Origin of the sequence: Caulobacter sp. CCG-8 (genome assembly GCF_037402475.1) — a bacterium.
In the GTDB taxonomy this organism is placed as follows: Bacteria; Pseudomonadota; Alphaproteobacteria; order Caulobacterales; family Caulobacteraceae; genus Caulobacter.
In genome coordinates, this window is record NZ_JBBEUD010000017.1 from 107336 (window position 1) to 127487 (window position 20152).

At 69.4% G+C, this 20152-nt stretch carries 14 protein-coding genes; 12 read left to right on the forward strand and 2 right to left on the reverse strand.

Annotation, left to right across the window (positions count from 1 at the left end; all coding sequences use genetic code 11):
- Nucleotides 1-9: 9 nt before the first annotated feature.
- Together WAE60_RS17065 and WAE60_RS17070 are read left to right on the forward strand one after the other, a co-directional pair.
- Complete coding sequence (locus WAE60_RS17065) at nucleotides 10-753, forward strand: response regulator transcription factor (RefSeq protein ID WP_337687642.1); 744 nt, start codon at nucleotides 10-12, stop codon at nucleotides 751-753.
- Nucleotides 740-1768: a PAS domain-containing sensor histidine kinase gene (locus tag WAE60_RS17070; protein ID WP_337687643.1), complete on the forward strand. Its 1029-nt coding sequence runs from the start codon at nucleotides 740-742 to the stop codon at nucleotides 1766-1768. The genes WAE60_RS17065 and WAE60_RS17070 overlap by 14 nt, the downstream gene beginning before the upstream one ends.
- A 4-nt stretch (nucleotides 1769-1772) precedes the next feature.
- Here the strand turns inward: WAE60_RS17070 and WAE60_RS17075 are convergent, their stop codons facing one another.
- Both WAE60_RS17075 and WAE60_RS17080 read right to left on the reverse strand, forming a co-directional pair.
- Nucleotides 1773-4820: a TonB-dependent receptor gene (locus WAE60_RS17075; protein WP_337687644.1), complete on the reverse strand. Its 3048-nt coding sequence runs from the start codon at nucleotides 4818-4820 to the stop codon at nucleotides 1773-1775.
- Nucleotides 4821-5073: 253 nt separating this feature from the next.
- Nucleotides 5074-6156 carry a phytase gene (locus tag WAE60_RS17080; protein WP_029912944.1) on the reverse strand — a complete coding sequence of 361 codons (1083 nt, stop codon included), beginning with the start codon at nucleotides 6154-6156 and terminating at the stop codon, nucleotides 5074-5076.
- Between the two features lie 198 nt (nucleotides 6157-6354).
- Here WAE60_RS17080 and WAE60_RS17085 point away from each other — a divergent pair, with 198 nt between their 5' ends.
- From WAE60_RS17085 to WAE60_RS17130, 10 genes are all read left to right on the forward strand, one after another.
- On the forward strand, nucleotides 6355-9165 hold the full coding sequence (locus tag WAE60_RS17085) for a TonB-dependent receptor (protein WP_337687645.1): 2811 nt from the start codon (nucleotides 6355-6357) through the stop codon (nucleotides 9163-9165).
- 87 nt (nucleotides 9166-9252) lie between these two features.
- Nucleotides 9253-10641, forward strand: a complete 1389-nt coding sequence (locus tag WAE60_RS17090; protein ID WP_337687646.1) for an alkaline phosphatase D family protein — start codon at nucleotides 9253-9255, stop codon at nucleotides 10639-10641.
- Nucleotides 10638-11234: a sigma-70 family RNA polymerase sigma factor gene (locus WAE60_RS17095; RefSeq protein WP_337687647.1), complete on the forward strand. Its 597-nt coding sequence runs from the start codon at nucleotides 10638-10640 to the stop codon at nucleotides 11232-11234. Before WAE60_RS17090 ends, WAE60_RS17095 begins: the two co-directional genes overlap by 4 nt.
- On the forward strand, nucleotides 11234-12184 hold the full coding sequence (locus WAE60_RS17100; RefSeq protein WP_337687648.1) for a FecR domain-containing protein: 951 nt from the start codon (nucleotides 11234-11236) through the stop codon (nucleotides 12182-12184). Before WAE60_RS17095 ends, WAE60_RS17100 begins: the two co-directional genes overlap by 1 nt.
- Before the next feature lie 55 nt (nucleotides 12185-12239).
- Nucleotides 12240-15227: a TonB-dependent receptor gene (locus tag WAE60_RS17105; RefSeq protein WP_337687649.1), complete on the forward strand. Its 2988-nt coding sequence runs from the start codon at nucleotides 12240-12242 to the stop codon at nucleotides 15225-15227.
- A gap of 321 nt (nucleotides 15228-15548) precedes the next feature.
- Nucleotides 15549-16166: a lytic transglycosylase domain-containing protein gene (locus tag WAE60_RS17110; protein WP_337687650.1), complete on the forward strand. Its 618-nt coding sequence runs from the start codon at nucleotides 15549-15551 to the stop codon at nucleotides 16164-16166.
- Nucleotides 16166-16495 carry a TrbC/VirB2 family protein gene (locus tag WAE60_RS17115; protein ID WP_029912926.1) on the forward strand — a complete coding sequence of 110 codons (330 nt, stop codon included), beginning with the start codon at nucleotides 16166-16168 and terminating at the stop codon, nucleotides 16493-16495. The genes WAE60_RS17110 and WAE60_RS17115 overlap by 1 nt, the downstream gene beginning before the upstream one ends.
- A gap of 5 nt (nucleotides 16496-16500) precedes the next feature.
- Nucleotides 16501-16788, forward strand: a complete 288-nt coding sequence (locus WAE60_RS17120; RefSeq protein WP_337687651.1) for a type IV secretion system protein VirB3 — start codon at nucleotides 16501-16503, stop codon at nucleotides 16786-16788.
- A complete protein-coding gene (locus WAE60_RS17125) occupies nucleotides 16785-19142 on the forward strand; it encodes a VirB4 family type IV secretion/conjugal transfer ATPase (protein WP_337687652.1) in 2358 nt (785 codons plus the stop codon). The genes WAE60_RS17120 and WAE60_RS17125 overlap by 4 nt, the downstream gene beginning before the upstream one ends.
- A partial coding sequence (locus WAE60_RS17130; RefSeq protein WP_337687653.1) for a type IV secretion system protein occupies nucleotides 19142-20152 on the forward strand: 1011 nt, incomplete at its 3' end. The genes WAE60_RS17125 and WAE60_RS17130, both read left to right, overlap by 1 nt.

The window sequence follows — 20152 nt, forward strand, 5'->3', positions numbered from 1 at the left end:
GGGCTTCCCATGCCTGCACTGCTCAAGATCGACGCCTATCGCGGAACCCCGGTCGCGGCCGCACCCGACCGTCTCCTGTCCCACTCCGCTCCCCCTTCAGGCCTGAGCGACGGCCACGACAATCCAGTCGTCCTGGTGGTCGACGACGACGACGAGGTCCGCGCGTCGCTCTGCGAACTCCTGGAATCGGTCGGCATCGCCGCGGTCGGGTTCGCCGCGGCCAACCGCCTTCTCGAGACCGACCTGCTCGACGCCCCCGGCTGCCTGATCCTCGACGTCCGCATGCCGGGCCTCAGCGGCCTGGCGTTCCAGGAGCAGCTGATCGCCCGCGGCGTCGGCAAGCCGATCATCTTCCTCACCGGTCATGGCGACATCCCGATGACCGCCAAGGCCATGAAGGCGGGCGCCGCGGACTTCCTGACCAAGCCCGTGCGCGACCAGACCCTGCTCGACGCCGTCACCCTGGCCCTCGCGGCCGACGTCCGGCAACGGGCCGAGAACCGCTCCAGGCGCCACAGCCTCGAACTCTACGCCACGCTCACGCCGCGCGAACGCCAGGTCCTTGAGGCGGTCGCCCAGGGCCGCCTCAACAAGTGCACCGCCTTCGACCTCGGGATCAGCGAAGTGACGGTCAAGCTCCACCGCAGCAGCGTCATGCGGAAGATGGGCGCCCGGTCGGTCGCCGACCTGGTCCGCGCCTGGCAGTCCCTGCCGGTCGACGCCCAGCGGGAAATCGCCCATGAGCCCGCTTGAGCGCACGCCGCTTCGGGCGACGCCGTTCGCGCTGTTGATGCTGGACGGACAAGACCCGGATCGTGTCATCGACGCCAATCCGCGCGCGGCGGCGCTGTTCGGGAGCGACGACGAGGCCGCGCTTCTGGGTCCGATGGATCGCCTGTTCGCGGCGACGCCCGGGGCCGCCGGCCGGATCGCCGCCGCGCACCTGGCCGGGCGCGCCGAACATGTCGAGGACATCACGATCCGCCGGCTCGACGGCGGGACCCTCGACGTGCTGCTGCAGGTGACGTACCCGCCGCCCGCGTCGCCAGCGGGGCCGATCCTCGTCCTGATGATCGACGTCACGGACCGGTTGCGTGGCGATGTGTTGCTGTCGTCCATAGCGCACGAGGTCCAGCAGCCGTTCTCGGCCATCGCCACCAACGCCGACGCCGCCCTACGGTGGCTCGACCGCGACACGCCGCCCCTTGAAAAAGTCCGCCTGCTCCTGACCCGCATCGGCGCCAACGCCCATCGGGCCGGCGATCTCCTGCGGAGCCTTCGGACAGCCCAAGGCGATCGCCAGGCGCACGAAGCGCTCGACGTCAACACCGTGGTCGCCGAGACCTGCGAACTGGTCCGGCACGACGCCGGGGATCGCCGGATCGGGCTCGACGTTGTCCTGGCCGATACGTCCCCCCTCGTGCGCGGCGATCGGATCCAGCTTCAGCAGGTCGTCTTCAACCTGCTCACGAACGCCGTCCAGGCGATCGACCGCTCGACCGCCCGGCGGCGTCGGGTCAGCGTCAGCACCACGATCGGCGACGACGGGGTCCGCCTTTCCGTGACGGACACCGGTCCGGGCGTTCCGCCGAAAGACCTCGACCGCATCTTCGCGCGCGCCTTCACGACCAAGCCCGACGGCATGGGCCTGGGCCTGGCCCTCTGCCGGTCGATCGTCGAGGCGCACCAGGGCGCGATCCACGCTTCGAACGCCCCCGGCGGCGGCGCCCGGTTCGAGGTCGTCCTCCCCGTCGCGTGCGGCGGCTGACGCCTCAGAACCGCGCGGTCAGCGACGCCGTGATCCACCGCCGGCGCGGATCGCCGTACGGACTGAAGCCTAGGTTGGCCGGCGAGGCCACGATCGGCGGACTGCGGTCGAAAAGGTTCTGGATCGACAAACGGGCTTCCAGCGTGCGCGGCGACCCAGAACCGAGTGGAGCGGTGAAACGCCTCAGGAGGCTCAGGTCCACATAGACCTGGGCGGGCACGCGTTCGCCGCCTTGATCGCGGATGTACTCGGCGTTGCCGGCGGAGGCCGGGTCCGCGTACGTCACGCTGTAACTCGCATAGTATTGGGCGTTGAGATCGATGGTCAGCGGACCGCGCGCCCATTCCACGCCGCCGTTGCCACGCCACTCGAGCGGTCCGTCCGCGTACCCGACCTTGTTGATCGTGGCCGCGCCGAACGCGCCCTTCGTGGCGTAGGTCGGCTCCCAGGTGAGCGCGCCGTAGACGCGCACGTCGCCTATGTCTTGCGTCGGCAGTCGCCAGTCGAGCTGGAGGTCCACGGCCTCGACCTCGGTGCGGCCGGCGTTGATCAGGGTCTTGTCGAGCGCGATCACACGACCGACGGCGAAGCCGTCCGCCCTGTCCTGCTCCGTGACCGGGGCGCGGATGACCCGATCCGGATATTGCGCCTCGGCCGCCAGCAATTCGGCGGGGGTCAGCGGGAACCACGTCGGTTCGTGCGACACCGTGGTCCGGGAATAGTCGAGGGATAGACGTGGTCCGCCGCGCCCCTGGGGATTGAGCACGGCGCCGACCGAAAAACTCGTCGCCTCCGCGGGGCCGATCCGGGGCGAGCCGCCCATCAGGATCTTCCAGGACCCTTCGCTCCCGAGCGGCCGACCCGGCCTGCGCGGATCCTGCACCGTCGCGCCGGGCAGCATGAAGCCATTGGCGCCCTGGAAGTCCGCCAGCGTCGGCGGTCGCTCGCCGGTCGCCAGGCTTGTCCGCAGCATCAGCCACGGCGTCGGCAGGATGCGCGCGCCGCCGGTGAACATCGTCGTGCCATGACGAATGGAGAAGCGGTCGTCCTCCTCGCTCAGCGCGAGGATTTGCAGGGCGCCCTCGTGAATCGAACGGTCATGCCGCACCGCCAACTGCACCTCGAGGCCGCGCAACAGCGGGTTGTCGGCGTCGTCCGCAACCAGCGGCGCCCGAAGCTCGAAATAGCCGGAGCGAACCTTCTGAACCCGCGACGGAAACTCGAGCGACTGGCTGAAGAGCGTGGTCTTGGAGGTCGCGACGCGATCCTCGCGATCCTCGACGAGCAGCGTGGCCGTGAGCGGCCCGCCGGGAAGGCTCAGCAGAGGCCCGGACAGACGCACCGACGCGTCGACCAGATGGCCCTTCAAATAGAGCTTGTCTTCCGTGGGAAACGCATAGGTCGGGAGCGCGGCGAGCACGGCGGCCCAATCGCCGAACGGGACCAGGGGCGGTTCGCCCCTGGGACCCGGCTGGCCGCTCGCGACCGCCGACAGGATGCCGACATCCGCGCCCAGCGTCTCGCGCCGATAAATGGAACGACCGACCGTGTAGTCGGCCGACGCCTTCCAGCCGTGGGGAAGCTCCACGATGCCCCCCGCGCTCCAGCGATTGGTCTCGATAGAATACGAGGTTTCGTCGCTCAGCAGGCTCATGGGGAAGCTGAGCGCGATGTCCTGGTCGAAGGGGTTGCCCGGCGCGTCGGCCGACAACAGGAACGTCCTGTCCCGGCTCTTGCCGACCCAGCGGCCGGTATTCCTGAGATAGACGCCGTCGGCGTAAACCTCGACCTTCGAGCCGAACCGATGGCGGATGTTGGCCAGGCCCGAGGTCGTATGGCCCCTCGTCGCGATGTAGCCGCGCTTGCCGGAAGGGTCGTCGGCGATGTCCGCCGGCGTCTTGCCGGCGTTGGCCACGAGCAGAGCGTTGGCGTCGGCGCTGGTTCCGCTGAACCCCAACGGCAGGAAGGTGAAGGCCGCGCCCAGCGCCGCGCCGCCGCGATCCGCGTCGAGGATCAGGTTCCCGTCGAGGCTGGCGACCGAGACGCCGTTTCGAATGGGAAGCGACAGCGCATAGCCTTCGGGATTGTTGGCGAACCGCAGGCGGTCCGCGCCTTCCACGTAGTTCCTCCGCCCCGTCTGGAGCGGGTCCGCCTCGCCGTGGGAGACGAACAGCATGACGTCGGTGTCGCCGTGGTCCGGCGTGAAGCCTAGCCGGCCTTCCACGCGGAATTGCCGGGAGTCGCCGCGGTCGCTTCCCCCCGCGTGGGCCGTCAGTTCCGCGCCCCGATAGTCCCGCCGCAGCACGATGTTCACGACGCCCCCGACGGCGCCCGGGCCGTAGATGCCGCCCGCCGTGGTGGTGAGCACCTCGATCCGCTCGACGGCGCCCGGCGGGATGCCGTTGATGTCGGCCTGGTTGAAGTCGCCGCTCGTCGACGGCACGAAGGGCATGCGACGGCCGTCCACCAGGACCAGCGTCGAGGTCTCGCCGAACCCCCGGAGATCGATCGACGAACGGGTCTCGCCGCCCCCCAGGGCCAGGGGCCCCGCCTGGGTGTTGGCCGGTTCGCGGACACGCAGGAACTCGTCGATCGTCGCGCGGGCCGCCGTGTCGATCTCGTCCTGGCCGAACACCTTGTACGGCTGGATGTCATTCTGGGTCCGGCGGATGTCGGCGTTCTGGGTGCGCCGCCCCACCACCAGCAACTCCGCCACGGCGCCGTCGTCGTCGCCCTGGGCCCTTTCGACGGGCCGGGGCTTCGGAAGCGCGAACAGCACGATGACGCCGTCCGGCGTCCTTCGATAGCCGACGCCGCTGCCCGCCAGCAACTGGGAGAGCGCCGCCTCGCCGGACAGTCGGCCGCGGACGGGGCGCGCCTTCAGTCCCCGCACCAGGTTGCGGTCGTAGAGCAGCTCTATGCCCGTCCGCCGCGCCAGTTCGGTGAGCGCCGTCGCCATGTCGTTGGCGCGGATGTCCAATGGCGCCGTGGGCGCGGCGGCCGCCGCACCGACCGCGAGGCAGGACGCCGACAGCAACGATAGGGCGAGCATTCGCAAAGAAGGAATCCCCGAGTCGCGATGGGGAACTCGCTATCAGAGACTGCACCCGTTGTCGTCCCAGCCCCCCCGGCGATCACCGAGAGCCGTGTTCACCGCCTACAGGACGGTTCGAGCGCAAACGCCGCGCCTCCCGCTTGGGCACGAGCTCTACGCCCGAAGTCCCGCTGAAAGCCAGGTTCGCCCGCCGCCCTCCCGAACCCAATCCTTTGGGCCTAAACCGCTTCGCTTGAACGGCTCCGCCCAGCTACTTCGCCTTCAGCACCCGCTTGAGCGCCCCGCCGGGGACCAGCTTGAAGTTCTGGTTCTCCGGGGCGTTGTCGCCGTCCTGCACGACCAGCAGACCCTCCTTGAACGGACGACCAAAGTCGCCGGGGGCGAATTCGAGGCCGTCGGTGTCAGTCACCCCGTCCACCTGGCCCGAGCCGGCGATACGGAAGCGGCGCACGTAGCGGCCGGTCGAAAGGTCGTAGGCGACATAGGCGTTGTCGTTCTGGCTGGAGGCCAGCAGGACGCCGCCCCGCGCGCCCTTGGGAACCAGGGTCAGGCCCTCGATGTCGGGGATCAGGCGCACCCCGTCCACCGCCGCGAACAAGGTCGGGGCCTCCTGGCTCCCGGGCGCCGCGTTCATGCGCCAGATCCCATGCCGCTCCTCGGCGACATAGAGCAGGCCGGTGCGATCATCGACCACGCAGCCCTCGGTCTTGCTGGCCAGCTTGACCTCGCGCACCAGGGTCGCGGTCGGGATGGGACCCGAAAGGTCGAGCGCATATTCGCGCACGTCGCCGTTGTTGTAGGGCACGATGGCGATCACCTGGTCGGCGGCGCGCCGCCACAGGCAGAAGCCGTAGACGCTGCCGACCCTGTCGCCCGCGACGGGAACATGGCCCAGATGACGCAGGCCGGCGGGCGCGCTCTCCAGGGCGTAAAGGGCGAGCTTGCCGTTCAGGCCTTCGCTGCGATCGGTGGCGGCGACCAACACGCCCTTCTTGCCGCCGATCAGCACGTCGGCGCGCAGGTCGACATTGTTGACCTTGCCCGCCGGGGCGGAGGCCAGCACGGCGCCCTCGAGGTCATAGACATGCAGGCCCCAGTCCTTGTCGGTGGCGACGATCAGGCTCCTGGCCGGGTCGGCCGGGTTGCGCCAGATGGCCGGATCGTCGGCCGCGTCGCCGGTCGAGGCGACCGGAACGGTCTCGCGCACGGCCTGGATCGACAAGGTTTCGACAGCGCCTTTCTTACTGACGTCGGCAGCTATCGCGACCGTATTCACGGTAGACGAATATAGAATAAAAGCGGAGATAGAAACAAAAAGGCGCGATACGGGCATTGTGAATCTCCGATAATCTCTATTGTTGCGATTTCGTCGCTTCCGATTTTCCTTCTATGAGCTCAAAATCGAGCGCGCCACGGTATTTTTCGCTCGAAGACAACTTCATAAAACTTTCACTCACGGGCGAGATCGCGCTGCGTCTCCCCCCTCAGCGCCCATTCGCGGCGCGGCGTCACATCGCTGTTCGAGGGGATCATGAGACATTTTTCAAAGCTCGCGGCTCTGGGGAGCTGCTCGCTCATCGGCCTGTCGGCCTTCACGCCGGCCATGGCCCAGGACACCAAGCCGGTCCAGGCCCAGGAGGCCAAGGAAGACGGCAAGGCCGGGGACACCACGGTCGACACGCTGGTGGTCAGCAGCTTCCGCGAGGGCTTGGCCAAGTCGCGGGACATCATGCGGGCTTCCGAGAACCTGGTCGAGGTGCAGGCGGCCGACGACGTCGGCAAGCTGCCCGACACCAACATCGCCGAGGCCCTGCGCCGCCTGACCTCGGTCTACCTCATCCGTGACCAGGGCGAAGGCCGCTACGTCTCGATCCGCGGCGCCGATCCGATCCTGAACAACGTGACCATGAACGGCCAGACCATCGCCGTCTCGGACACCGACGGGGAGTCGGGCCGGGCCGCGCCGCTGGACGTGCTGAGCGCCAGCGCCCTGAACCGCGTCGAGATCCACAAGGTGACCCTGCCCAACATGGACGGCCAGTCCATCGGCGGCACGATCAACATCGTCACCCCCAGCGGTTACGACCACAACGGCCGCTACATCAACGCCAGCGCCGAGACCGGCTACAACGACTTCGGCAAGGACAGCAAGATCTGGTCGACCAACTTCTCGGCCAGCGACCGCTTCGGCGCCAATGACGAGTTCGCGGTGTTCGTGAGCGGCGAGTACTGGTTCAAGCAGTACACCTCGCAGCAGTACACCTCGTCGGGCAGCCAGACGGCTCCGGGCTATCCGGCCCACTACTATTTCCCGACCAGCGTGGTCTACGCCGAATCCATCGGCGAAAAGGAGCGCTACGGCGCCTCGATCAACCTCGAATACCGGCCGGACGACGCCACCGGCGCCTGGGCCCGCTACTTCTTCACCCAGTACAACGACGACCGCACCCGGCCACAGATCACGATCAAGGGCCTGCAGGGCCGGGCCGTCGCCGCGCCGGCCGTGCGCCGGCCGATCCTGAACCCGGTCTCGCAGACCGAGTTCGGCTTCGCCGGCTACCGCTCGCAGATGGAGACCCGCGCCGAGGTCCAGCAACGTCCCGTGCAGCAGTTCGTCGTCGGCGGCGAGCACAGCTTCGGCAGGGGCTGGAAGCTGGCCGGCGACCTCAACTACACCACCGCCAAGGAGCTGAACCCCTATCAGCGCTATTTCGAGGCGATCACCGACACGCCCGGCGCCCTGCCGACCGAGGCCCCGGCGATCACCTTCGTGCAGAACGGCGAGGGCCTGGCCCAGCCGAAGGCCTACAACACCGCCCTGACGAACGGCCTGACCTTCACGGACCCGGCCTTCAACACCGTCTATCGCCTGCGCGGCGTCACCTCGACCGTCATCGAGAAGACCTACACCGGCAATGCGGACCTGAGCTGGGACGGCGATCTGGCCGACCACCAGTTCAAGTTCCAGACCGGCGCGAAGGTGATCCTGCGCACGAAGTCGGTGGACGACACCGACTACCGCTACCAGTTCACCGGCCCGAAGACGACGCTCGCCGCTTTCAACGGCCTCTCCATGCGCTTCGACGACGGTCGCGGCGAGGCCTACCAGCCGGTGTCCGGCCTTTCGCTGATCGCGCCGGACCGCTACCGCTACGAGGCCTATTTCCAGGCCAATCCCGGCAACTTCACCTATGACGCGGTCGGCGCGGCCTCGAACTCGATCGAGAACGACTACCACCTGCAGGAAGACATCTACGCCGGCTACGTGATGGGCGAACTGCACCTCACGCCGGCTCTCAGCGTCACCGCCGGCGCCCGCGTCGAGCGGACCAATTCGGACATCTCGGCCCAGGGCTTCGTCGCCCAGGTCTCGGCCGACCCGAACACCCCGGCCGGTCGTTCGCGCCTGGGCGAGGTGCCGTTCAAGACGAGCGACATCATCGATATCTCGCGGACCCACAACTACACCAACTTCCTGCCGGCCGCGGTGCTGCGGTGGGACCTGGGCAAGCAGTGGCTGCTGCGCGCCTCGGTGACGACCAATATCGGCCGCCCCGACTACACGGACATCGCCCCGATCTCCACGATCGTGGTCAGCGAGTTCTACGACCGCACGAACGACAAGGTCGAACTCGACGCCTCGGTCGAGATCGGCAACCCGGACCTCAAGCCCTACAAGGCGCTGAATTTCGACGCCTCGCTCGACTACTACTTCGCGGACAACTCGGGCTCGCTGACCTTCGGCGTGTTCAACAAGCGCGTCCGCAACGCCGTCTACAGCATCGACAACGAATACAAGAACTACAGTTTCGAGGGCGTGACCTACGACAACTACATCGAGAGCACGGTCACCAACGCCGGCCCGGGCTACATCCGGGGTATCGAACTGAGCGCCCAGAAGGACTTCAAGGAACTGCCGGCGCCGTTCGACGGCCTGGGCGTCTACGCCAACGCCTCGTTCATCGACTCCGAGGTCGAGATCAACGTCCCCGGTCGCCCGGACAGCCACGTGCCGTTCTTCAACCAGGCGGACAAGATCTTCAACCTGCAGGCTTATTACGAGCACGGCGGGTTCGAGGGCCGCGTCGCCTATTCCTATCAGGGCAAGGCGACCAGCAGCTCGTTCGGCGCCAACCCCGACATCGACATCTACCGCGACCCGCGCAAGTCGGTCGACGCCCGCGTCGCCTACCGGTTCGGCAACGGCGTGCAGCTCGCCCTGTCGGGCCAGAACCTGGGCAACCCGGCCTTCATCAGCCGCCGCAAGCAGGAGGGGTTCAACATCTCCAGCTACGAGGTGTTCGGCCGCGAGTTCCGCCTGTCGATCTCCAAGACCTGGTGATCCCCGAAAGCCCGCGCCGCGCGCGGGCTGACCTTCGAAGGAGGGCGCTCCGGCGCCCTCCGCTTCTTCGTTTCGTTCGAGCGCCCCATGAAAAACTCCCGCCGCACCTTCATCGCGACCGCCGCCGCCGCCGGCGCGGCCGGCGCCCTTCCGGCCCGGGCCGAGACCAATCCCGAAGGCACGCCCCGCCTGCTGCTGGGACCGATGGTGGGCGCGGTCACCGCGACCAGCGCGCCGATCTGGATGCAGCTGAGCGGCGACTATTTCGACGCCCAGGTCGCCTACACCACCGATCCCGTGAACGGTCCCTGGAAGCGCACCGCGCCGCTGCGTGCGCGGGCCCAGGACGACTGCACGCTGGTGATCCGCCTGGAGGGCCTCCAGCCCGGCACGACCTATCACTACCGCGTGCTGTCCAACGGCAAGGTGGACAAGTACCTGCGCGACCTGCCGCCGATGAGCCTGCGCACGGCGCCGGCCGCGCCCGCCCGTTTCCGCGTCGCCTTCGGCTCGTGCGCCCGCATCCAGAGCGATCCGGAGCAGCCGATCTGGCGCGCGGTGGCGCAGAACGAGCCCGACCTCTTCTTCTGGCTGGGCGACAACATCTACGGCGACTCCACGGTCCCGGAGACGCTGGCCATGGAGTACCAGCGCCAGCGCTTCGTGCCGTCCTTCCAGCCCATCGGCCGCAACGTGCCGCAGCTGGCCATCTGGGACGACCACGACTTCGGCCTCGACAACTACGACCGCACCAACCCGATCCGCGAGCAGGCCCTGGAGGTCTTCAAGCGCTACTGGGCCAATCCCTCCGTCGGCGTCCCGGGGACGCCGGGCGTGTTCTTCGACTACAGCTACGGCGGCGTGGACTTCATCTTCCTGGACGGCCGCTACCACCGCGCGCCCGACTCCGATCCCGACACGCCGGAGAAGGAGTTCCTGGGCAAAGGTCAGTTCGAATGGCTCAAGGCGCGGCTGCTGGCCAGCAAGGCGCCGTTCAAGGTCCTGGCCTGCGGCAGCGGCTGGTCGCGCTTCAAGGGCCCGGGCGGCGACGCCTGGTCGGCCTATCTGCACGAGCGCCAGCGCCTGTTCGACTTCATCCGTGAGCAGAAGATCAGCGGCGTGGTGCTGCTGTCGGGCGACACCCACTTCCCGTATGTCGCCTGCGCGCCCCAGTCGGAACAGGGCGGCTACGACCTCTACGACCTGGTGAGCTCGGCCCTGGCCCAGATGGTGGCGGGCTCGCCCATGGACCTGGGGAAGATCGCGGCCCGCATGGCGCCCGACCAGATGATCCGCCAGCCCCTGCTGGGCGTGAACAACGCCGGGATCATCGATTTCGACATGACCGGCAAGACGCCGACCCTGAGCTTCAACGTCATCGATATCCGCGGCCGGGCGCTCTATTCCCCCCTGACCCTGCGCGCCGACGAACTCGTCAACGGGGTTTCATCATGGCGTAGCAAACTGGCGCGATGAGCGTTGCGACGTCGGAACATGCGGACCAGAACGGCGAGGCGGAGCTCGAACGTGCGGTGACCGACCCAGCCAAGCCTCCATCGACGGCGACGGACGGCTGCGATCCGCTGTTCGAGGCGTATCGCGCGCTGGAGCCGGCCCTGCGCCGGTTCGTGGCCTCCCGCCTGCGCCAGGACGCCGACGTCGACGACATCCTCCAGGGCGTGGCGACCCGCATCGCCGCCCGCGACCGCCACGTCCCCGTGGAGAATAAAACCGCATTTCTATTTTCGATTGCGTCTAACCTCATGAAGGACCGAGGTCGACGTCGGCTGGCCCGTCGTCAGGGCGAGCACGTGGGCCTGGACGAGATCGAACTCGCCGATCCGGCGGCGTTGCAGGACGATGTCCTGGACGGCCGCCAGCGGCTGCAACGATTCCAGAAGGCGCTGAACGCGCTGCCTGGAAAGGAACGAGAGGTGTTTGTGCTGCACAGGATGGAGGGGCGGACGCTTTTGCAGGTCGGGGAACAGACCGGCCTGTCGATCACCCAGGTGCGCAAGCTGGTCGAACGGACGATGGCGCGTTTGGCGCGCAAGGTCTGGAAGGACTGATGTTGACCGGGATCCATCACGAGGAAGAGGACGACGATCTCGCCGCCGCCCGCTGGGTGCTGGCGATCGACGAAGGACTCGCGCCCGGCAAGGTCGAGGTCTTCCACGCCTGGCTGGCCGAGCGCCCCGAACGCGGCGACCTCATCGCGCGGCAGGCGGCGCTGCAGGCCCTGGCCAAGAGCGCGCGGGCCGGCGATCGCCCATCCCCGTCGCGTCGCCGCCTGCTGATCGGCGGCGGTCTGGCGGCCGGCGCGGCGGTATTCGGCGGCGCGGCCGTCGTCCTCCGGTCGTCCGGGACGAACCCCGGCCAGGCCTATCGGACGGCCGTCGGCGAGGTGCGCGCGGTCGCGCTGGCCGACAGCAGCCAGCTGTGGCTCGACACCCGCACCGAGGTCACCGTGCGGATGACCCGCACCAGCCGCCTCGTGACCCTGGCCGCCGGCCGGGTGTTCGTCGAGGCCGCCCACGACCCCGAACGGCCGTTCCTGGTCCAGGGCGCCCGGTTCGAGGCCCGTGCCCTCGGCACGGCGTTCGAGGCCACCGCCTTCGCCGGCCGCACGGGCGTGGCGGTGACGCGGGGACGCGTGCGCTTTTCGGCCCGCCATGGCGGCTCCGCCCTCGAGCTCTCGGCTGGCGAAGGGGCCTGGATCGTCGCCTCGGGCGCGATCGAGCGTGCCTCCGCCCCCGCCGTCGGCGCCTGGCGAGACCACCGCATGGTGCTGACCGATCGCCGCCTGGACGCGGCCCTGGTCGAACTCAGCCGCTATTTCGAACGGCCGCTGAGGGTGGCCGACCCGCGCCTGGCGGCGCGCCGCGTCAGCCTGTCGTTCTCGATCGCCGACCTCGACGAGCGCGAGACGGCCAGCATCATCGCCGACGCGGTGGGGGCCGATTTCATCCGCCAGGCGAACGGCGACATCCTGCTGCGGCCCGGCGCCTCGCCAAGCTAAGCTTGTAACCGCAGCGTCACGCTCAGCCTATATCGTCCCGCCGATGCGGCAGGCCATGTGGATCTTCCCCCTCGTCCTGTCGGGATTGATCGCCGACGGCGCGCCGCTTTCGGCCTTGGCGGCGCCGCCGTCCCCCTCGCTTTCACGCAAGGCCGTCGTGGCGGGTCCGGGACGGCCCGGACGCCTGGCCGACGCCCTGCTGGCCTTGGCCGCCCAGGCCGATGTCAACATCGCCTTCGACGCGGTCCTGGTCGGCGATCGCCGGACGCGCGGCTTCACCGGCCCCACCACCCTGCGCGGCGCGCTCGACCGGCTCCTGGACGGGTCGGGCCTGACCTACACCCTGTCGCCGACGGGCGTGGTCACGGTGCTGGCCCCGCCGCCGCCCAGGCCCGCGCCGACACCCAAGGCCCAGCCCGCCGCCCCGCCCGTCGAGGCGCCGACGCTGGCCGATCCCATCGTGGTGACAGGCTATCGCGGCGGGCTGGACCGGGCCGAGGCGCGCGCGCGCCGCTACGACGGCCTGGTCGAGATCATCTCGGCCGACACCGTGGGCAAGCTGCCCGACAGCAACATCGCCGACGCCCTGGACCGCCTGCCGTCGGTCTATCGCATCTCCGACCAGGGCGAGGGCCGCTACCTGTCGCTGCGCGGCGTCAGCCAGGTGCTGGACACGGTGACCTTCAACGGCGTGACCATCGCCGCCTCCGACACCGACGGCCGCTCGGGCCGCGCCGCGCCGCTGGACGTGCTGAGCGCCTCGGCGGTCTCCGACGTCGAGATCCACAGCGTGATGTCGCCCGACCGCGACGCCGGGGCGATCGGCGGGCTGATCGACGTGCGCACGCCCCTCGCCCACGACTTCCCCACCCGCACCGCCGGCGTCTCGGCCGAGATCGGCCTGGCGGACACCGGCCACGGGCGCGACATCCACGCGGTCGGCGGGGCCTTCGCCGACACCTTCGGGCCCGACAAGGCGTTCGGCATCTACCTCGCCGGCGAGAACTGGGTTCGCGAGTACTTCTCGCCCTTCTACGACACGGCGAACGTCGTCCCCTCGAACACCGGGGTCCCTGGCCTCTTCCCCGATCGCATCCTGGTCGGCGCCTCGATCGGCCGGCGCGAGCGGACCAGCCTGACGGGCGCCCTGGACTGGCGCGGCGCGAGCGACAACGCCGCCTGGCTGCGGGTCTTCGCGGCCGACTACAACGACGAGGAACTGCGGCCGGAGTTCATGCTCTATGCGCGCGGCCCCCTCTCCGCCCCCAGCGCCGACACCTTCTCGTGGCGCGGCCTGCGCGTGCGCACCGAAACCCGGCGCGAGCGGCAGGAGCGCCCCGTGCGTCAGTACGTGCTGGGCGGCCGCTGGGCCCTGGACGACGATTGGACCCTGGAGGCCTCCCTCAACCGGACCAGCGCCAAGGAGCTCAATCCCTATCTCGACTACTACGAGACGCTGGGGGACATCGACCCGCCCGACGGGGCGCCCGATATAGCCCGCTTCCGCATCGTCGACGGCGTTTCGATCCCCGACGGCCGCCTGGTCGCGCCGAACGGCCTGTCGGCCTTCGACGGCGGGTTCCAGAAGCTGTTCCGCGTGCGGCGCATCACCTCGACGGTGCGCGAGGACATCACCACCGGACAGCTCGATCTCAACCGCCGCCTCGTCGTCGGCGGCAAGCCGCTCGCCCTGAAGATGGGCCTCAAGCACCTGGCGCGGCTCAAGTCGGTCGAGGACGCCGACCACCGCTTCAACTTCACGGGTGCGGCCAATCTGGCCGATCCCTTGCTGGCCGGATGGATCGACGACTACGGCGAGGACGACGATCTCGTGCCCAGCCTCAGGTTCCCGTTCGCCGATCCGGCGGGGGTGGAGGCGCTCTTCGCGCGCCGGCCCGACCTCTTCGTGTTCGATGCGGCGGCTTCGCGCGAGAACTCGGTCGAGGACCGCTACCGCATCCACGAGACCATCTGGGCCGGCTATCTGATGGGCGCGGTCGACATGACGCCCGCGCTCCACGTCACCCTGGGCGCCCGGGTCGAGCGCACGAACGTCCAGGCGAAAGCCGACGCCTTCGTGGCGGCCTTGTCGGCGACGGGCTTCCCCGCCGGGGTCGATCCGCTGGCCGGCCTGCCGTTCGCGCAGGCCGACATCCTGCCGACCGCGGGCGGCCGTCACTACCTCAACCTCGCCCCCGCCCTACTGGTCAGGTGGGACGCCGGCGGAGCCTGGGTGCTGCGCGCCTCGGCCACCCGGAGCTTCGCCCGTCCGGACTATGTTGACCTCGCGCCGATCTCGACCTTGTCGGTCTCGGTCGCGCCCGATCCGCGCACCGGCGCGCCGGTGGTCAGCGGCGTTAACGAGATCGGCAATCCCCGGCTGCGGGCCATCGAGAGCCGCAACTGGGACGTCTCGGCCCAGTACCACCTGCCGCGCCGCCTCGGCTGGATTTCGGCGGCCGGCTTCTACAAGGCCCTGGACGGCCTGCCGTTCGAGATGGCGCAGGACCGGTCCGGCGAGACCTTCGGCGGCGTGCGCTTCGACCACTATACCCTCGTCACCAAGACCAACGCCGGCCATGGCCACGTGGCCGGGGTCGAGCTCTCGATGCGCTACGACCTGCGCGACGCGCCCGCCCCGTTCGACGGCTTCGGCGTCCTGGCCAACGCCGCGTTCCTGGATTCCAAGGTCTCCGCCCCGGGCCTTGCGCCCCGCCGCCTCGCGGACCAGGCCAAGGCCCTCTACGCCGTCCAGCTCTACTACGAACGCGACCGGTTCCAGGCCCGCCTCGGCTACGCCTATCAGGGCCGCGCGCCGCACAGCGACCAGTGGGCGGAGCAGACCAGCGACAACTATCGCCAGCCGCTGTCGCGCCTGGACCTGAAGGTCATCGTCGACCTGCCCCACGCCTGGCGCGTCACCCTCTCGGGCGCGAACCTGACCAACGCGGCCTACCGGACCGAACGCACCACCTATCCCTATCTGCTCGATTCCGAGGTCTATGGCCGGGAGTATCGGCTGGGCCTGACGCGGCGCTGGTGAGGCCGCTCGCGCGTCGCGACAGGTCGCCCCGGCCTCGCCGGCGGGCGCCCTCGCCGGCTTCGGAAGCTCGATATTTTGACGCCAGCGTCAATATGTTCGCAGGACTTCCGAAATATGCTCAAAGGTTCAGCAATTTAGCCCCTAGAGTCGACTGGTAGACGCTATAGCAGTAGCGCTTGTTTACTGTGGATAAAACAGTACAAAATTCACGGGTTGCTCAAAAACTATTGTGCCAACTTGCCGCATCGGCAGTTCGCCAAATCACTCCGTAGATATCGATTAACCATGGATGGGCATGGCTGATCATCGACGGGGTTCCTGGTGCGACACGCGCTCGACCGCTTGCTGAAGCCGCTGCTGGCGGCCGCCGTCGTCGCGACCGGCCTGGGCGCGGCCGCGCAAGCCCAGGTCCTCGAGATCGGCGACGACGGTCAGGTCACCCGCCTCGACGGCCCGGCCGTCTTCACCACGGAGGGCGTCGAGGCCCTGGCCGCGCCGGTCCCGCCGACGGCCGACATCGGCGGCGAGGCCGTGCGCCGACAGATCTCGGCGGCCGCTTCGGAATTCTCGGTCGACCCCAAGCTGGTCGAGGCCGTGGCCTGGCGCGAGAGCCGCTTCAACCAGGGCGCCCGATCCAAGCGCGGCGCCACCGGCGTGATGCAGCTGATGCCCGGCACCGCCCGCGACCTGGGCGTCGACGCCACCGACATGACCCAGAACATCCGCGGCGGCGCGCTCTATCTGCGCCAGATGCTCGGCCAGTTCGGTGGCGACGTGAAGCTGGCCCTGGCCGCCTACAACGCCGGCCCCGCCGCCGTCCGCAAGCACGGCGGCGTGCCGCCCTACGCCGAAACCCAAGCCTACGTCACCGCCATCCTCGGCCGAATGGCCGCGACTGGCACCGCCTTCGCCGTTCCCGCCCTCGGAGTCCCCAACTGATGCGCAAGTTCCCCGCCCCCAAGATTTCCTCCCGTATCGCCGCCCTGGCCGCCGCCCTCGCCGCGGCCGCCGGCCAGGCCCAGGCCCAGGTCGCCCAGGCCGACCCGCAAGGCTCCAGCGCCGTCCTGTCGGGCGTGCTGTGGCTGCAGGGCACCCTGCTGGGCAACGTCGCCACGGTCGTCGCCGTCATGGCCGTGGCCGCCGTCGGCTTCATGATGCTGACCGGCCGGATGAACTGGCGCTACGGCGCGACCGTCATCCTGGGCTGCTTCGTCCTGTTCGGCGCCACCACCATCGTCAGCGGCATCCGCTCGGCGGCGGGGGCGTAGGGACGATGGCCGCCCCGCTCGATCGCGACGTGGTGTTCGGGGCCCTGACCCGGCCCCAGATGTTCGCCGGCGTGACCTACAGCTACTTCGTGATCAACGGCGTGGTCACCACCGAGCTGTTCCTGATCACCAAGTCGTTCTGGGCCATCGCCGCGGCGCTGGTGATCCACGCGATCGGCTACGCGGCCTGCCTGCGCGAACCGCGCATCTTCGACCTGTGGCTGACCAAGGTCAGCCGCTGCCCCCGTGTTCCCAATTTCCGGGCCTGGCGATGCAACAGCTACCAACCGTGAACCGCAAGAAGGAGGCGTCGGCCGGCAAGCGCCTGCCCTACGCCCGTCACCTGGACGCCCGGACGCTGGAAACCCGCGACGGCCTGCTGATGCAGGTCATCCACCTGGCCGGCCTGCCGTTCGAGACCGCCGACAGCGAGGAGCTGAACTATCGCAAGGCCGTGCGCGACGTGATGCTGCGCGGACTGTCCAGCTCGCGCTTCGCCGTCTACCACCACATCGTCCGCCGCGAGGCCAAGGTCGGGACGGAAGGCGACTTCGCCGAGGGTTTCAGCCGCGATCTCGACGCCGCCTGGAGCGCGCGGCTGGAAGGCCGCAAGCTCTATGTCAACGATCTGTTCCTGACGATCGTCCGCCGGCCGCTGCAGGGCCAGGGCGGGATCGTGGACAAGGCCCTGCGCCTGCTGAAGGGCGCCGATCGCGTCCAGGCCGACCAGACCAAGGCCCAGGACCGCCGCGAGTTGGACGCCGCCCGCGACAGCCTGATCTCGGCCCTGGCGCCCTATGGCGCGCGGGTGCTGGGCCTGTACGACGGCGCCCACGGCCAATGCTCGGAGCCGCTGGAATTCCTGTCCTGCCTCTATAACGGCGAGATGCGTCCGATGCTGGTCCCGCAGGGCGACGCCGGCGAGCATCTGCCCTATCGCCGGATCAGCTTCGGCCTGGAGACCCTGGAACTGTCGCGGGCCGGCGCGCTGCCCCGCGGCTTCGCCTCCCTGATCTCGATCAAGGACTATCCGGCCCAGACCAGCGCCGGCATGCTGGACGACCTGCTGCGCCTGCCCTGCGAGATGGTGGTCACCCAGAGCTTCGGCTTCGTCGACCGCCAGCCCACGCTCGAGAAGATGAGCCTGGCCCTGCGCCGCATGAGGGCCGCCGACGACGACGGGATCAGCCTGAAGGCCGACCTGATCCGCGCCAAGGACGACGTGGTCAGCGGTCGCGCCGCCTTCGGCGAGCATCACCTGAGCGTGCTGGTGCGGGGCGAGAGCCTCCAGGCCCTGGACCAGTCCAGCGCGGAGGTGCTGTCGGCCTTCACCGAGATGGGCGCCATCGCCGTGCGCGAGGACATCAATCTGGAACCGGCCTTCTGGGCCCAGTTCCCCGGCAACTTCAAGGATATCGCCCGCCGGGCGATGATCTCGACCGCCAACTTCGCCGGCTTCGCCAGCGGTCACAACTTCCCGGTCGGCCAGGCCCAGGGCGCCCATTGGGGGCCGGCCGTGACCCTGCTGGAGACCACCTCGGCGGGCCCCTACCACTTCAACTTCCATAAGGGCGACCTGGGCAACTTCACGATCATCGGCCCGTCGGGCTCGGGCAAGACTGTGGTGCTGAACTTCCTGCTGGCCCAGGCCCAGAAGTACGGCCCGCGCACGGTCTTCTTCGACAAGGATCGCGGCGCCGAGATCTTCCTGCGCGCCATCGGCGGCCGCTACGAAGTGCTGCGGCCGGGCCTGGCGACGGGCTTCAACCCGCTGGCCCTGCCCGACACCGCCGCCAACCGCAAGTTCCTGGCCGAATGGACGGCTCGCCTGGTCGCGACGCCCGGCGAGACCCTGTCGGCCGACGACCTGGCGCGGATCAAGGACGCCGTCGACGCCAACTTCGACCAGGCGCCGCGCCTGCGCCGCCTGCGGTTCTTCGCCGAGCTGTTCAAGGGCGCGCGGCGTCCGGACGCCGCCGACCTGGCCGCGCGCCTGGCCCCGTGGCACGGCGCGGGCGAGAAGGCCTGGCTGTTCGACAACGCCGATGACCGCCTGGACCTGGACGCCGCCACCCTGGGCTTCGACATGACCCAGCTGCTGGACGACCCGGCCCTGCGCACCCCGGCCATGATGTATCTGTTCCACCGCGTGGAGCAGCGCCTGGACGGCCATCCGACCATGATCGTCATCGACGAGGGCTGGAAGGCCCTGGACGACGACGTGTTCGTGGCCCGGATCAAGGACTGGGAAAAGACCCTGCGCAAGCGCAACGGCCTGGTCGGCTTCGCCACCCAGAGCGCCCAGGACGCCCTGGAAAGCCGCATCGCCAGCGCCATCATCGAGCAGGCGGCCACCCAGATCTTCATGGCCAATCCCAAGGCCCAGGCCCGCGACTACTGCGACGGCTTCGGCCTGACGCAGCATGAGTTCGACCTGATCAAGAGCCTGCCGGACACCGCGCGGTGCTTCCTGATCAAACATGGGACCGACAGCGTCGTCGCCCGCCTGAACCTGGCCGGCTCGCCTGAGCTGCTGACCGTGCTGTCCGGCCGCGAGAGCACGGTGCGCAAGCTGGACGCCCTGCGCGAAAGCGTGGGCGACGCGCCGGACGCCTGGATGGCCAGGCTGCTGAAGGACGCCGCGTGATGGCCGCCGCCTGCACCGCCGCCGGCGCGCCGCTGGTCCAGGGCCTGATCGGCTCGGTCGACTGCCAGGTCCACGGCCTGTCCGAGGCCGGCTACACGGCCCTGGCCGCCGCCGGGTCGCCGATCGCCACCCTGCTGACGATCCTGATGACCCTTTACGTCGCCTTCGTCGGCTACAAGCTGATGCTGGGCGGGAGCGGCCTGCGGATGGGCGACATCACCGTCTCGGTGATCAAGCTCAGCCTCGTCGTGGCCCTGGCCACCAACTGGCCGCTGGTCGAGACGCTGGTCTACGACGCCCTGTTCAACGCGCCCGCCGAGGTCGGCCGCCTGCTCATGGGCCAATTGCAAGGCGCCGGCGCCCACGCCGATCCGTTCACCGGCCTGCAGGCGGCCTATGACGCCCTGCAGAAGGCGGCCGAACACTTCGCCACCCGCGCCGGAGCACGCGACGCGGCCCTGCAGGGCGGCCCCGGCTTCGCGGCCTTCGCGGTCAATATCGGCGGCCTGATCATGCTGCTGTCCAGCCTCGGCGTCATCCTGGCCTGCAAGGTGGTGCTGTCGGTCCTGCTGGCCATGACCCCGCTGATCGCCGGCCTGCTGCTGTTCGAGACCACCAAGGGCCTGGTCGAGGGCTGGCTGAAGGCGATGATCGCCCTGGCCGTCCTGCCCATGGTCGCCACCCTGGCCCTGGCGCTGCAACTGGCCACAATGGCGCCGTCGCTGAAAGCCTTGGCCGCCCTGGATGACGTCCAGCAGTTCGCGCCGCTCGACATCGGTCCGGCGGTGACCGTGCTGGTCCTCAGCCTGGTGTTCGCCGTGGTGCTGGTGCTGGCCGCCGTGGCCGTCGCCGTGACCGCCGCCGGCCTTCGCCTGCCGCGCGCCGCCCCGACCGTCGGGAACGGCGAGGCCGCCGCCTCGCCCCATGGGGCCCGCTACGCCGCCGGCGAGGTCGAGCCCCGCTCGCGCGCCGCCCACATCGCCGCCGCCGCGGTGGCGATGGAACGCCGC